Annotated in this window: 11 protein-coding genes; 8 read left to right on the top strand and 3 right to left on the bottom strand. The window is 44.6% G+C overall.

Annotated features, from left to right (window positions below; translation table 11 throughout):
• The first annotated feature begins 37 nt into the window (after positions 1-37).
• Entirely contained in the window at positions 38-1,018 is a 981-nt protein-coding gene (locus H528_RS0108700) for a KpsF/GutQ family sugar-phosphate isomerase (protein ID WP_022853932.1), read from the top strand.
• Positions 1,019-1,030: 12 nt separating this feature from the next.
• A complete protein-coding gene (locus H528_RS0108695; protein WP_022853931.1) occupies positions 1,031-2,599 on the top strand; it encodes a glycogen synthase in 1,569 nt (522 codons plus the stop codon).
• Positions 2,600-2,709: 110 nt separating this feature from the next.
• Here H528_RS0108695 and H528_RS0108690 read toward each other — a convergent pair whose 3' ends face one another.
• Together H528_RS0108690 and polA are read right to left on the bottom strand one after the other, a co-directional pair.
• Positions 2,710-3,402 carry a flagellar brake protein gene (locus tag H528_RS0108690; protein WP_022853930.1) on the bottom strand — a complete coding sequence of 231 codons (693 nt, stop codon included), beginning with the start codon at positions 3,400-3,402 and terminating at the stop codon, positions 2,710-2,712.
• Positions 3,399-6,110 carry a DNA polymerase I gene (gene polA, locus H528_RS0108685; RefSeq protein ID WP_022853929.1) on the bottom strand — a complete coding sequence of 904 codons (2,712 nt, stop codon included), beginning with the start codon at positions 6,108-6,110 and terminating at the stop codon, positions 3,399-3,401. Before polA ends, H528_RS0108690 begins: the two co-directional genes overlap by 4 nt.
• 134 nt (positions 6,111-6,244) lie before the next feature.
• Here polA and H528_RS0108680 point away from each other — a divergent pair, with 134 nt between their 5' ends.
• The 6 genes from H528_RS0108680 to H528_RS0108650 all read left to right on the top strand — a co-directional run bounded on the left by H528_RS0108680 (position 6,245) and on the right by H528_RS0108650 (position 11,614).
• On the top strand, positions 6,245-6,454 hold the full coding sequence (locus tag H528_RS0108680; RefSeq protein WP_022853928.1) for a DUF2281 domain-containing protein: 210 nt from the start codon (positions 6,245-6,247) through the stop codon (positions 6,452-6,454).
• 375 nt (positions 6,455-6,829) lie between these two features.
• Entirely contained in the window at positions 6,830-7,483 is a 654-nt protein-coding gene (locus tag H528_RS0108670) for an HD domain-containing protein (RefSeq protein ID WP_022853927.1), read from the top strand.
• On the top strand, positions 7,483-9,015 hold the full coding sequence (locus H528_RS0108665) for a hydantoinase B/oxoprolinase family protein (RefSeq protein WP_022853926.1): 1,533 nt from the start codon (positions 7,483-7,485) through the stop codon (positions 9,013-9,015). The genes H528_RS0108670 and H528_RS0108665 overlap by 1 nt, the downstream gene beginning before the upstream one ends.
• The gene (gene hemW / locus H528_RS0108660) at positions 9,006-10,148 is read left to right on the top strand and encodes a radical SAM family heme chaperone HemW (protein WP_022853925.1); all 1,143 of its coding nucleotides are present in this window, start codon (positions 9,006-9,008) and stop codon (positions 10,146-10,148) included. Before H528_RS0108665 ends, hemW begins: the two co-directional genes overlap by 10 nt.
• A 68-nt stretch (positions 10,149-10,216) precedes the next feature.
• Positions 10,217-10,468 (top strand): hypothetical protein, encoded by a 252-nt coding sequence (locus tag H528_RS0108655; RefSeq protein ID WP_022853924.1) that lies wholly within the window; start codon positions 10,217-10,219, stop codon positions 10,466-10,468.
• Between the two features lie 258 nt (positions 10,469-10,726).
• Positions 10,727-11,614: a nuclease-related domain-containing protein gene (locus H528_RS0108650; protein WP_022853923.1), complete on the top strand. Its 888-nt coding sequence runs from the start codon at positions 10,727-10,729 to the stop codon at positions 11,612-11,614.
• Positions 11,615-11,909: 295 nt separating this feature from the next.
• Here the strand turns inward: H528_RS0108650 and H528_RS13275 are convergent, their stop codons facing one another.
• Positions 11,910-13,610, bottom strand: a complete 1,701-nt coding sequence (locus H528_RS13275) for an IS1634 family transposase (RefSeq protein ID WP_157608069.1) — start codon at positions 13,608-13,610, stop codon at positions 11,910-11,912.
• Positions 13,611-13,740 lie beyond the last annotated feature (130 nt).

The raw sequence follows: 13,740 nt of genomic DNA, 5'->3' as shown, positions 1-13,740 counted from the left end.
GTGGCTTACATCCCTGATTTTTAGTAGTTTAACAGCTATGAATCAAGAAATCATAATTCAGACTGCAAGAGATGTTTTTGCCACAGAAATAGAAGGCCTTCAACATGTCCTGGAAAAACTAGACGAAAATTTTGTACGTGCCGTAGAAATTATTTTAGATGCTAAAGGTCGGGTTGTTGTAACAGGCATTGGCAAAAGCGGACTCATCGGCCGAAAAATCGTAGCAACCCTTTCTTCCACAGGCACGCCTTCTTTCTTTCTACACCCTGCTGAAGCGCTACATGGCGATTTAGGTATGGTGGTGGGCGAAGACATACTTTTGGCTATTTCCAATTCAGGGGAAACCGAAGAAGTGAATAAGCTTTTGCCCACCCTTAAACGCCGCGGGGTCAAAATCATAGCTTTTACGGGAAATCCCTCTTCTACCCTTGCTAAAGAGGCAGATGTCGTTGTTGACATCGGCGTACCACGTGAGGCCTGCCCCCTTGGGGTAGCGCCAACCTCAAGTACCACCGCTACCCTTGTTATGGGGGATGCCATGGCCATGACCCTTGCTAAACTGCGCAACATTCGCCTGGAAGACTTCCGCCAAAATCACCCTGGAGGTTCTCTTGGAGAACGCTTGAAAGTTGCTGTTTCCCAAATAATGCTAAGCGGAGAAGCTCTTCCCCTTGTTGCCCCGGACGAGAAAATGTCTCAGGTGCTCAAGGTTATTACGGAAAAACGTTTGGGCTGTGCCCTGGTGGTGGAAGATGGCCAAAAACTTTGTGGGATTGTGACAGACGGTGACTTGCGACGCGCGCTTTTAAAATTTGGCGACTTTCGCGACTTGCCAGTAAAAGAAGTTATGACTTCCAGTCCTAAAACGATATATCCAGAGGCCCTTGCTGCTGATGCCCTGTACCTGATGGAAAAAAAACTCATCACCGTGCTTCCCGTGGTAAGTGAGGAAGGAAAAGTTTTAGGAATTATCCATTTGCACGATGTATTAGGGAAAGGCCAGTTCAAATTTAACTAAACGGAGGAAAAAATGGCAGAGATCAAAGAAATATATACCCTTACCAGAGAATATCGGGATTTGGCAGGGGCTGGCGGCTTAAAAGACGTAGCCCAGGAGCTTTCAGAAGCCCTGGTGCGCAAAGGCATAAAGGTAACGGTCTTTATGCCTCGCTATGGCTTTTTGGATGCCAAAGCTTTAGGTTTTAAGGAAACAGGCTTACGTTTTGCGGTTGATATGGACTATGCCCACGAAGAAAGACGCGAAGATGTTTCTCTTTGGGAAAAGGAACTAAATGGCGTGAGAATATTTCTCATCGAGGCAGACCGCTATGCGGAAAAACTTGGCATTTACACTTACACCGAAGAGGAAGAAAAAAAAGAACCCTGGAAAAAGAAGGGCACAGGCCATTTTGACTATTTTGCCATGAATCTCTTGTTGCAAAAAACGGCCCTTTGTAGCGCAATCCGCCTTGGAGAGGCTCCCCAGATAATGCATTGCCATGATGGCCACACGGCCTGTACTCCTGCCCTCGCCCGGGAAATCATGGGCTTTAGGGACTATTTCCCTAAAACAGGCTTTTTGATAACGATTCATAATGCAGGCCTTGGTTATCACCAGGATGTCGCAGATCTTCCTTTTGCCAAAGCTAACACGGGGCTTCCCTGGAAAGTGATCAGTGATTCCTTGCTAAACGGTTCTTTTAATCCCTTTTTGTGCGGGGCAAAATACGCGGTTATCAACACCGTTTCCGAACAATACGCCAAGGAACTCCAGGAAACGGACCTTGACGCCCACACAGGGTGGCTCGGCCACACCTTGAAAGAGCGCGGCATAAAACTCTATGGCATTACCAATGGCATTACGCCTGAGGACTTTGACCCTAGAAAGCCGGAAAAATTAGGCCTTCCTGCGGGATTTGATCCCTTGCAGGGGGATCTCGCTGGTAAGGCTGTTTGCCGCAAAGAGCTTTTGCGCCGCATAAAAGAAGGTGATTTAAGGGTACGCCATTATGGGGCGCCGGAAGACAGACCTGGCTGGCCGCTTCTTACGGCTATTTCACGCTTAACCGAACAAAAGGGCATCAATGTATTGGCTCAGGCTTTGAGGCTTCTTTACGAACAAGGGGAAGAGTTTTTGACAGTCATCCTTGGCACAGGCACCCCTGAGATCGAAGAAAGCCTTATGGCGCTTGCCAGGGATTTCCCAGATAAAATGGCCCTTCTTTTAGGTTATGATCCTTCCTTGGCCAATTTGATTTACGCTGCCGGGGACTTTTTTGTCATTCCTTCAAACTATGAACCCTGTGGGCTCACAGACTTTATGGCCCAGCTTATGGGAAACCTTCCCATTGTGCGGCATACCGGGGGCCTGGTTAAAGTCAAAGATGGTTTTAATGGTTTTGTCTACGTGGAGCAGCGTCCCGATGAATTGGCAGGGGCAATTTTGAGGGCCTTTGAGATTTACCGCAAGGAGCCAGAGAAAATTCGGCAGATGATCAAGCAAGCCGTGCGTCACATATATGAAAATTACACCTGGGATAAAGTTTCTGAAAAGTACCTTGAGCTTTACGAAAAGGCTCTGGCCATGTGTCCGCACTAATTAGAGATCTTTGCAAACCATGATCCGTTTCCATTTTTTCGTTTCGAAAAATGGGAACGGATCTTTGAGCGACCCTTAAGAAAGTTTTTTGCAAAGGTTTCTAACCAGTTTCAGCTTTTGCGAAGTTCTATTTCGCGTTTGATGGTGTAGCGCAAAAAAGGCTCGCGTTCATTTTCTTTTTCAATAAGAAAATCAATGCCGTAGAGGTAGCGACCGGCACCTCTTGGCATTTCTCTGACAATCCGAGCCTTTTTTATGCGTAATTCATGGTCATAGGGTTTGTTTAAGGAAACATTTAGTTTTAAGACAACGTCTTCGATGTCTTCTCCTACGATTAAACGGGTCTGGCGTGGTAGAACAATAGCCATGCCACTGGCGCTGATGTTTACTATGTCTGCTTGATATTCTTTCCCCTTGAATTTGAAATGGGCAACAGAGCCATCTGGAGTAGGCACCCGGTAAAAGCGTCTTCGTTCTAGGCGAAAATATTCCTGAGGAAAATTCGTTATAATGAGACGTTCTTTGTGGTCTGTTTCAAGGACCTTGACCCTAAAAGTATAGTAAATTTTGTCTTTGTCCTGGTAGGTGACCCTTACCACTTGAAGCCCTTCTCGCCACGGGCGGGGAAGATCAAAAAACAGACGGTTCTTATTTTTATCTACCAAGATAGTTGGGCCAGAGCGGAATCCTGCGGCGGCAATTTGCACCCAATAAGCATTTTCTTTGAGGTCGTCAAGCAAGATGTCTATGATTCTTCTGTCAGTGGTGCGTTCATATCCCTGTTCAAAATACGTCCAGCTCATGCCTTGGCCTCTGCCCAATTTTTCCCTAAAGCAAGGTTTACTTTTAAGGGGACTTTTAAAGTCACAACTCCTTCCATGATTTGTCGGACAATTTTTTGAATTTCTTCAACTTCTTTTTCTGGAACTTCAAAAAGGAGTTCATCATGGACTTGAAGAAGCATCTTGGTCTCAAAGCCTTTTTCTTCAATAGTGGTGTCTAGCTTGATCATGGCAAGTTTGATGATATCAGCGGCGGTTCCTTGAATGGGGGTATTGATGGCAGTGCGTTCGGCAAACTCACGTGCCGTACGATTGGGGCTGTTAATATCCGGCAAAGGCCTTTTACGTCCGAAAAGTGTTTCCACATAGCCTTTTTCTCTGGCTTCAGCGACAATTTGTTCCATGTAGCGTTTAACACCGGGGTAGCGTTCAAAATAACGCTCAATAAAGGCTTTGGCCTCGCGACGGCCAATTTTTAGTTCTTTGGCTAGCCCGTAAGGGCTCATGCCGTAAACAATGCCGAAGTTTATGGTTTTGGCCATGCGCCGCATCTCAGAGGTGACTTCTTCAGGGGAAACACCAAAGATCTCTGCTGCGGTGCGGCGGTGAATATCTTCGCCGCGCTTAAAGGCTTCTATCAATGTTTCATCGCCTGAATAATGGGCAAGTACCCGGAGGTCTATCTGGGAATAATCTGCTGAAAGAAAAAGAGCCCCTTTTTCCGGGACAAAGGCCTTGCGAATTTTAGTGCCTTCTTCGCCGCGTACAGGAATATTCTGGAGATTGGGATCACTGCTTGAGAGCCTTCCCGTGGCAGTGATGGTTTGGTTAAAGGAAGTATGAATGCGGCCGGTCTCAGGATTAGCCATCTTTGGGAGGGCATCTACGTAAGTTGATTTGAGCTTGGCCAACGTGCGATATTCAAGAACCAGGCGCGGAAGTTCATGAAGAGTGGAAAGCTCCTCTAAAACCTCGTTGTCTGTGGAAAAGGCCGTCTTTTTAGGGGTTTTTTTAACTTTGGGGAGTTTAAGTTTTTCAAAAAGGATATGAGCAAGCTGCCTACTTGAGTTTATGTTGAATTGTTCCTGGGCTATTTCGTAGATTTTTTGTTCAAGTTCTTTTAGTTTTTGGGCAAGCTCTTGGGAAAGCGCTCGCAGATAAGGTACGTCTATTTTGATGCCTGCCATTTCCATGCGAGCCAGCACTTTGATCAAAGGACGTTCTATCTCTTCAAAAACTCGCCAGAGACTTTCTTCTTTTAATTTGGGCCAGAAGTATTGATAAAGGAGATAGGTTACGTGGGCGTCTTCACAGGCATAGTCTTTGGCTTTTTCAAGAGGAACTCTTGCGAAACTTTCTCCTTTGGCAAGTTCTTTTGTGACTTCTTTGTAGGAGATCATGCAGTGACCGAGGATTTCTTCTGCTAATTCATCAAGGCCATGAGTGCGTCTGGTAGGGTTTAAAAGATACGACGCAAGCATGGTATCACCTTCAAGCCCTTTCAGGGCTACTCCATAGCGTGCCAGAAGAATCAGGTCGTATTTTATGTTGTGGCCGATTTTTTTGACTTGTTGGTCCTCGATGAGGGCTGCTATGTCGCCAAAGGCTTCCCAGGGAAGTTGCTTCCTGGCCTCTAAGCCTTCGTGGCGAAAGGGAAAATAATAAGCTTTAGGTGGTTCAAAACAAAGGGCCACTCCTACGATTTTTCCGCGCATGGGGTCTATGTGATTACTTTCAAGGTCAATAACCACCAGGCCCTTTTCACGAGCTTTGGCTAAAATTTCGTGCATTCGGGAAGAATCTGTCACGAGTTCGTATTCGTCATAAGAAATGGTTTTGGTGGCGGGGAGTTCTTTGAGAAGTTTTTTGAACTCAAGCTCAAGGAATAGCTCTCGTAATTTGAGGACGTTGGCTGCGCGGCGCCTGAAAAAATCTGGCTCAAGGGGAATAGGGGCCTCTTTGGCAAGCTGTACTAATTTTTTTGAGAGACGGGCTTGTTCGGCATACTTTATAAGGTTTTCGCGCAAGCGTTTTTGTTTGATCTCGTGAGCGTGCTTTAAAACTTCTTCAAGAGAGCCGTACTCTTTGATGAGTTTTAAGGCAGTTTTTTCGCCAATACCTGGAACCCCGGGGATGTTATCGATGCTGTCTCCGGCAAGGGCCCTTACATCAAGAAGTTTTTCGGGCTCAACCCCAAAACGTTCTTTAATCCAGGTTTGGTCAATGAATAGGTCCTTCATCGGGTCCCACATGACGACTTTTTCAGAGATAAGGGGAAATAGATCTTTGTCCCCTCCAACGATGACAATGGGATGGTCAATGCGGGTGGCAATGGCAGCAATTAAGTCGTCCGCTTCAAAGCCTTCTATTTCAAGGATAGGTACGCCAAAGGCCCTGGTGACTTCGCGGATATAAGGGATTTGCACGGCCAAATCATCAGGCATGGCCGGACGGTTTGCTTTGTATTCCTCGTAAACTTTGTGTCGAAAAGTAGGGCCTTTGGCATCAAAACAGACCACCACGTATTTTGGGTCCATTTCTTTCAGGAGTTTGAGAAGCATCTGGGTAAAACCAAAAATAGCCTTGGTCGGAAGCCCTTTACGGTTTGATAAGTGGCCTTTAATAGCAAAATAGGCGCGATAAATAAAAGAGCTTCCGTCAATCACAAAAATAGGGTCTTTTTTGCCGTCAAAGGGTAATTTTTGGGGAAATAGATTTTTTTGTGCCATGCCTTTTTTCTAATACCTTTTTGAGTGTTTGCAAAAGATGCTAGGGTAATTTTCTTGCCAAAAAGCTTGTTCTTTAAAAGTTCTTTTGTAAATTGAGATTTAATATTCTGGGATAAAAATAAGGGAGGAAAGATATGTACGAAAACGAAATTGAAGCTAAATTAAAAGAGCTCCCTGAAGATTTAAGAAAGAAGGTTGTGGATTATATTGATACTTTAATTCAAAGGCAACAAACTTCTAAGGAGAAAAAAGAATTTAACTTTGACTGGGAAAATGGCCTGTCAGATTTGTCTGGCGATTTTTCTGCTGTAGAATTACAACATAAAGCTTTAGATTTGAGATAATGTTTCTGATTGACACTAATATATTTTTGGAAATCCTTTTAGGGCAAGATAAGAAAGAAATTTGTAATAATTTTTTGAATGATCATATAGATGATCTCGCTATATCTGACTTTTCATTACATTCTATAGGTGTAATTCTATTCAAGTATAGGAAACAGGATGTTTTTCTTAAGTTTATTTCAGATGTTTTACCTATGTAATAGTGCTTTCTCTGCCGTTTAATTTATATCATAACTTAGTATATGTTGCTAATAGTAGTCTTCTTGATTTTGATGATGCTTATCAATATAACATTGCCAAATATTATGGTCTGAAGATTGTTACTATGGATAAAGATTTTACCAAAACCAAAGGTGTTGATCTTATCTTTTTGTGATGATGGTTCTTGATGCTCCCCTGTGGCAAAAATTAGAAGAAGAAGCTCGCAAGTTTTATGAAAACGCAGGTTCAAGCCATCGCCTTGACCATGTAAAGCGCGTGATAGCCCTGGCTGAACATATTGCCCAAAAGGAAGGCGCAGATGTTGACGTCGTGAAGGTTGCGGCTCTTTTTCACGATATTGGCCGCCAAAAAGAGAAAGAGACTCAGGGAAAGATTTGTCATGCAGCCTATGGTGCCGAAAAAGTAAAAGAAATTCTGGCAAAATACAATTTACCCCAGGACTTTATTGAGCGTGTTTCAGGGGCTATTCGCTGCCACCGCTTTCGCAGTAACGAACGCCCAAAGACTTTAGAAGCCATGGTGCTTTTTGATGCGGATAAGCTCGATGCCCTTGGGGCTGTGGGAATTGGCAGGGCGTTTCTTTTTGCAGGAGAAGTGGGTGCAAGACTCCACAATCCCGAGGTGGATCTTGAAAAAACCAGGCCTTATTCCCGGGAAGATACGGCCTGGCGGGAATTCAAACTTAAACTTTCCAAAATAAAAGACCAGATGCTTACCTCTGAAGGCAAACGTCTTGCCAGGGAGCGTTATCGTTTCATGGAGGAATTTTTTGAAAGGCTCCACAAAGAAGTCTCAGGGGAGATGTAATGCGCGAGCAAATTGAAATCACCATCTTTAATTCTCTTTTTGCGGCGGTAGCAGAAGAGATGGGCATAGTGCTGCAAAAATCTGCTTTTTCAGCCAATATCAAGGAAAGGCGCGATTTTTCCTGCGCTATTTTTGACGGAAAAGGCCGACTCATTGCCCAGGCCGCACATATCCCGGTGCATCTGGGAGCTATGCCCCATACGCTTGCCGCAGTGCGCAAAACCCTGGAAATGGCGCCTGGAGACGTTGTTATTACCAATGACCCTTATGCCGGGGGCACCCACTTACCAGACATCACCTTGATTAAGCCCGTTTATCATGGAGAGGAGATCGCCTTTTTTCTGACGGTGCGGGCCCATCACGCAGATGTTGGTGGAAAAGACCCGGGTTCCATGCCCCTTGCCACCAATATTGAAGAAGAAGGCGTTTTAATAAGGCCCCTTAAGTTGCTTGAGGAAGGCCAACTTAATGAAAGCTTTTGGCGTGATTTTTTAGGACAGGTGAGAAACCCTGATGAGCGCGAGGGAGACCTTAAAGCCCAGCTTGCAGCCCTTCATCGTGGGGAGCTTCGCGTTAAAGAGCTTATTGAAAAATACAGCTTGCCCTATTTGAAGGAAAGATTTGCCCTTCTTTTGACTCATAGTAGCCTGCTTATGCGGGCTTTGATAAGGGACATTCCTAATGGCTGCTACAGTTTTGAGGACTATCTTGATGATGATGGCCTGGGGAAGTCTCCTGTGCCCATTAACGTGCGCATTTTGGTACAGGATGAGTCGGTAACTTTAGATTTTCGGGCTTCTTCCCCTCAGGTAAAAACCGGGTTAAACGCGGTGCGTGCAGTTACTTGTGCTGCGGTTTATTATGTGTTTTTTTCGCTGGCCAGAGGGAATATTCCTCACAACCAGGGAGCATTTGAGCCTTTAGAGGTGCTTACCAATCCTGGCACCGTGGTGGATGCTCAGTATCCCGCCCCGGTGGCAGCGGGAAACGTGGAAACCTCTCAGCGCATTGTCGATGTAGTTCTGGGCGCATTAGCCCAGGCTCTGCCAGAAGAAATACCTGCTGCTTCTTGCGGCAGTATGAATAACCTTGCCTTTGGAAACGACGCCTTCACTTACTATGAAACTATTGGCGGAGGCATGGGAGGACGGCCTACTTCCCCCGGTCTTTCAGGTGTTCACACCCACATGACCAATACCCTCAATACCCCTATAGAGGCCCTTGAAAGGGAATATCCTGTGTTGCTGGAAAAGTATGCCCTGCGCAGGCGTTCAGGAGGCAGGGGGCGTTTTCGTGGCGGAGACGGACTTATAAGACGTTTCTGTTTTCTTGAACCTGTTACAGTAACTATCCTCTCAGAGAGAAGAAAGCTTGCACCTTACGGGCTTTACGGAGGGCACCCAGGAAAACGTGGCCAAAACATCCTTGAAAAAAGCGGCAAGCGTAAAAAGTTGCCAAGCAAAATAACCCTCAAGGTGGAAGCAGGAGATGTCATAGAAATTCGCACCCCAGGGGGAGGTGGTTGGGGCTAACGCAGGCTGCCTTTTACCTTCACGTTCCCTTTTGCAGGAGAAAATGCCCTTATTGTGATTTTTATTCGGTTCCTTTTGCTGATACGCGGAAAATTCCTGAAAAAGCCTTTTTGGCCGCTTTGAAAAAAGAAGTTGAGTTGCACGCTGAAGAAGTATCTTCCTATCAGTTTGTGACCTTTTACGTTGGCGGAGGGACACCTTCTTTACTTTCTGCGGGATTTTATGAGGAATTATTTGATTTTTTGGCCAAAAGGCTGAATTTTGAGCCTTTTGAAGCTACCATAGAGGCCAACCCTTCGAGCCTGAATGAAGAAAAACTAATAAGCTACCGCAAAATATTTAACCGCATAAGTATTGGGGCCCAAAGTTTTAAGGATAAGGGGCTTTTAGCCTTGGGAAGGCTTCATACTGTTTTTCAGGTTAAAAAGGCTTTTTTGAGGGCGCGTGCTGCAGGTTTTGAAAATATATCCCTTGATTTGATTTATGGCTGGCCTGGTCAGCAAAAGGAAGATCTTGTGGAAGAACTTGATATCTTGCTCTCTTTAGGGCCTGAGCATGTTTCCTGCTACGAGCTCACCCTTGAGCCAGAAACGAGAATGTATGAATGGTATCAAAAAGGCAAACTAAACATGCCTAGCGAAGAAGAAATAGTGTCTTTTTATTGGTTAATTCATGATTTTTTAACCCAACAAGGCTTTGAACACTATGAAATTTCAAATTATGCCAGAAGAGATTATGAGTGTCGGCACAATCTTTTTTACTGGGAGGCAAGGCCCTACTTAGGGCTTGGCCCAGCAGCAGCATCTTTTTTGGATAGTAGGCGCATAAAAAACGTCGAAGATTTAAACCTTTACCTGGAACCCCTGGAAAAAGGAGTGCTCCCACCGCACGAAGAAGAGATTCTAGATGCTGAAAAGCGTTTTCGGGAGGCCGTGATTCTCGGTTTGCGGAAGCTAAAGGGTATAAACGTAGCAGAGTACGAAAGACGCTTTGGTTTCAATGTTTTTTCATATTATGGGGAAAGCTTATCTAGATTATTGGATCAGGGGCTTTTGGAATATTGCCAGGGATATTTACGTTTAAGCAAGCGAGGCATTTTGCTTGCCAACGTTGTAGCCCGAGAATTGGTTTAGCCCTCCTCTTATTGGCATGATTTATGCAATTAATTTAAGATGAAAAAATACTAAATAGGAGGGTGAACATGAAAAAGTTAGTGGCTAAAGGCTTGTTAACTGCGTTTGTTGCCGGGACTTTGTTTGTTGTTCCTGCTTTTGCAGGCAAAGGCGCTATGTACCAGAAAGGTGATACCCTGCAGACCCGTGATAGACTCCTTTTAAAGGATGGTTCTTGTGATAAGGATCGCTTACTCTTGAGAGATCGTGACAGAGACATCCTCAAGGATCGTGATCTTGATCGCGACCGTGATCGCGATAGGGATCGTATTCACTGGTAGAGCTTATTGATATCTAGTTAGCTGTTCAAAGCCCGCCATTTGGCGGGCTTTTTTATTTTGGAAGTTTCAAAAACTTTCTTTATCGCCTTCCGACAAAAATTGGTCCTTTCTTTCGAAGATACTTTGAAAAAGTAGATAAATAAAATTCGGAAATTATGTCGAGGCCGACACTTTTTGTCGAAGTTTTTAATTTGGATAATTAAAGTTTTCATTATTTTTCCCGACCTGAATTACAGAGCAGTTTTTAACGGAGGTCGTATGCTTCTCAAGGTAAAAGATTCCAAAGAGGAAGATTTAATTGCTCTTCAAAGGCTTTTATCTCTGAAAGGCATTTCTCACAAACAAAGGTTTTTCATGGAGCGGGAGATTAGAAATATAAAAAAAGGCGATAAAGGAGAAAAAGACGCGGCTTATTATATTGATTTTTATTACGCCAATTCTAAAAATTGGGTAGTTATACATGATTTGCGCTTAGAGTATCAGGGGCAAGTGGCACAGATTGATCATCTTTTAATTAACAGGATGTTCCATATTTACGTATTAGAATCAAAGAATTTCGGTTTTTCACAATTAAAGATAAATGAATTTGGAGAGTTTGAAGTAAAATATGGCCAATACTATTTTGGAATTCCCTCTCCAGTAGAACAGAATCAAAGACATATTGATTTGCTTACAAAAATTATTAATGACAATAGGCTTATGCCAAGAAGAATAGGTCTTCCTAGAATGCCTGTCTTTTTTAATTATATTTTAGTGTCTCCACAAACAAAAATTGTTCGGCCTAAAAATAAAGAATATCAGTATGAAAATGTAATTAAGGCAGATATGTTAAAAAAGGTTATAGATAAAAATATAGACAAAGTATCTGCAATTGAAATTGTCAAATCGCTTTATAACTTATGTTCTCTGGAAGTGGTTTGTGAGTTTGGAAAAAGGCTAATAGCTTTGCATAAGCCAAGAAAAATAGACTGGAATAAAAAATTTGGCATAAACGTAGGAAAAGAGAAGAAGAAAATTGTTAAATACTATTGTTTTAAATGTGGAAAATCTATCTCTGAAAAGGTAGCTAAGTTCTGTTGGAATAACAAGGACAAATTCCGCGGAAAGGCATATTGCTACGATTGTCAACGTCTTTTAAAAAGCTAATTTGTGAGACTTTTGCAAAATGGCAGAGATTAGTATTGCAAGTACAAGTTCACGGGATCCGTTCCTATTTTTTCGAAACGAAAAATGGGAACGGATCCTGGGACGGGCCTTAAGCAAAGGGCCAATAGACTGGTAGCGTAATTTAAGCGATTTTTCAAAAAGTTCTTAACCTGAGTTTGACAGTTCATGGATACACGAAAAGGCTGTATCTATTGATAATAAAGCTTTTGCGGACATCGCCCAAAATCAGGCGTGAGTACTAGAGCTATACTTCTCGTTTGACCAGCTCTTTGAATTACTTAGATCTCGCGGAAAATTTAAACTCGTAGGCCTGAGGAAGGGGTACCCCTAACTTCTTGAAAATCCCTTTGCCCCGGGGTTCTATCTCCGTCCACCTGTAGACCTTCTCCTTTTGGTCTTCTCTCGTGTACTCAAGCTCCACCACGCAAATCCGCCCGAGCTTCCGCCTAATCCGCGAAAAACTCTCCCCAACCTTAAGCTCCACTAGCCTTCCCATAAGCAGCGCCAACCAGCAAAGCATCACGTGCCCCCTGATCCTCTCCTCTAATCGATGATACATCGGCCTTATATCAAAACGGTGCTTAAGCTCCCGAAAAGCTCTCTCCACCTCCTGCAGGTTCCGGTAACTAAGGGCCACTTCCTCCGCCGAAAGATCTTCCTCCGTAGTCGAAAGAAGATATTTCCCGTCAAGACGCTCCTCTCGCTTTACCTTCTCCCGCTCTATCTTCAAAGAATCCGCCGCCAAAAATCTCCTCAAGACCGGACTTCTCCTCAGCCGGCATTCCGCCCTCTGCCTCCGTAAACCTGAAAGCCCCTTGATCCTTTCAATCTCTTGCTCAAGAGCCTTTAAAATCTCTTCTCTTATGGCTTTGTCCCTTGCTGCCCGTTCAGGATTGTAAACCAGTACATACCTGCGCTCCTTGGTCCCGCGCTTCACACGAACCTCTTTCACCCAAAGATTGTCCCTGACCTCACGGTAGCGTCCTCCCGTAGCCAAAACCTCCTCTACCATCTCTGAGCCGCTTCGAAGACGCTCCCCTAAAATGTAGCCCCCTCCTGCCCTCTGAAACACCACCCTCGTCTCCTCGCTTACCATCCCTCGGTCGCAAACCCATATGATCCGCCCTACCGAAAATGATCTCAGCTCCTCCTGCACCCGAAAGGCCGCCTTCACATCCGGCGTGTCCCCTGGAAATACCCACGCCTTTACCGGTATCCCCTCTCGCGTCACCGCCAGCCCAACTACCACCTGCGGTAAATCAGGCCTCCTGTCCCGTGAATACCCTCGCTTCCTTAAGCTATCTTCTACTTCCGTCTCAAAATACACACTTGTGGTGTCAAAAAAGATCAAATCCACCCTCAGGTTAAATAAATTGGCCACTCGCTTGAAAATCTCCTTCTCAAGCCCTTCTCCCACCTCTACTAGAAAATCCATGGCCCGGTAAAAATGATGAAGCTCAAGCCCTTGCCCCTCAGTAAAGTAAACCTCCTCCTTGATCCACTGGTAGGTGGAAAGCTTTGAGTCTGGCGCAAGCGCCCTTCCGGCTACCATCGCAAAGATGGCCACCTCCACCGGTATCTCAAAACGCCTCTCTTTAAGCTTCTTCTCGAAAAATTCCTTAAGCCCGAAGGAGTTCCAGAGCTTGCGAAGAAAATAAATTCCACCTGCAGACTTGGCCCAATTGACCTTAAAGGGAAGACCTGAGGCCTCAATCATAGCTGTTATTTCTGCGGCTTCATTGGCAGGAAGAAGTTTTGAAAGCGCCCGGATCATGTCACGGATACGATCAAGATCCAGGCGGTCTTTGCGGCCGAGGTTGGCAATGACCTTGGGGCGAGGGCGTTTTTTTACAGGGTCCCAGTAGTTATGGGCGAGTTGTAGGTATTCGACGCGGGAGCCATCTTTGTTTTTTCTGGCGGTGGTGCGGATGTACATGATGCTATCATCATCGGCACAGAAAATTATATTTGTCAAGAGTTTTTTCTAAATCGTGTATCTATGTATTTTTAGAAAATAAACACCCTCCATCCTCTGAAACCCTTGAAAATAAAGGGAAGTTCTTTTCGAGAAGGGCAAATTTTACCTATTAACTGTCAAACTCGGG

Source organism: Thermodesulfatator atlanticus DSM 21156 (assembly GCF_000421585.1).
GTDB lineage: Bacteria > Desulfobacterota > Thermodesulfobacteria > Thermodesulfobacteriales > Thermodesulfatatoraceae > Thermodesulfatator > Thermodesulfatator atlanticus.
The sequence above is the reverse complement of the archived record's forward strand: the minus strand, read 5'-3'. Positions and strand labels throughout refer to the sequence as shown.

Coding starts and splice junctions, on each gene's coding strand:
- H528_RS0108695 (WP_022853931.1), top strand. CDS start 1,031: ATGGCAGAGATCAAAGAAATATATACCCTTACCAGAGAATATCGGGAT.
- H528_RS0108665 (WP_022853926.1), top strand. CDS start 7,483: ATGCGCGAGCAAATTGAAATCACCATCTTTAATTCTCTTTTTGCGGCG.
- H528_RS0108700 (WP_022853932.1), top strand. CDS start 38: ATGAATCAAGAAATCATAATTCAGACTGCAAGAGATGTTTTTGCCACA.
- polA (WP_022853929.1), bottom strand. CDS start 6,110: ATGGCACAAAAAAATCTATTTCCCCAAAAATTACCCTTTGACGGCAAA.
- H528_RS0108650 (WP_022853923.1), top strand. CDS start 10,727: ATGCTTCTCAAGGTAAAAGATTCCAAAGAGGAAGATTTAATTGCTCTT.
- H528_RS0108680 (WP_022853928.1), top strand. CDS start 6,245: ATGTACGAAAACGAAATTGAAGCTAAATTAAAAGAGCTCCCTGAAGAT.
- H528_RS0108655 (WP_022853924.1), top strand. CDS start 10,217: ATGAAAAAGTTAGTGGCTAAAGGCTTGTTAACTGCGTTTGTTGCCGGG.
- H528_RS0108670 (WP_022853927.1), top strand. CDS start 6,830: ATGATGGTTCTTGATGCTCCCCTGTGGCAAAAATTAGAAGAAGAAGCT.
- H528_RS0108690 (WP_022853930.1), bottom strand. CDS start 3,402: ATGAGCTGGACGTATTTTGAACAGGGATATGAACGCACCACTGACAGA.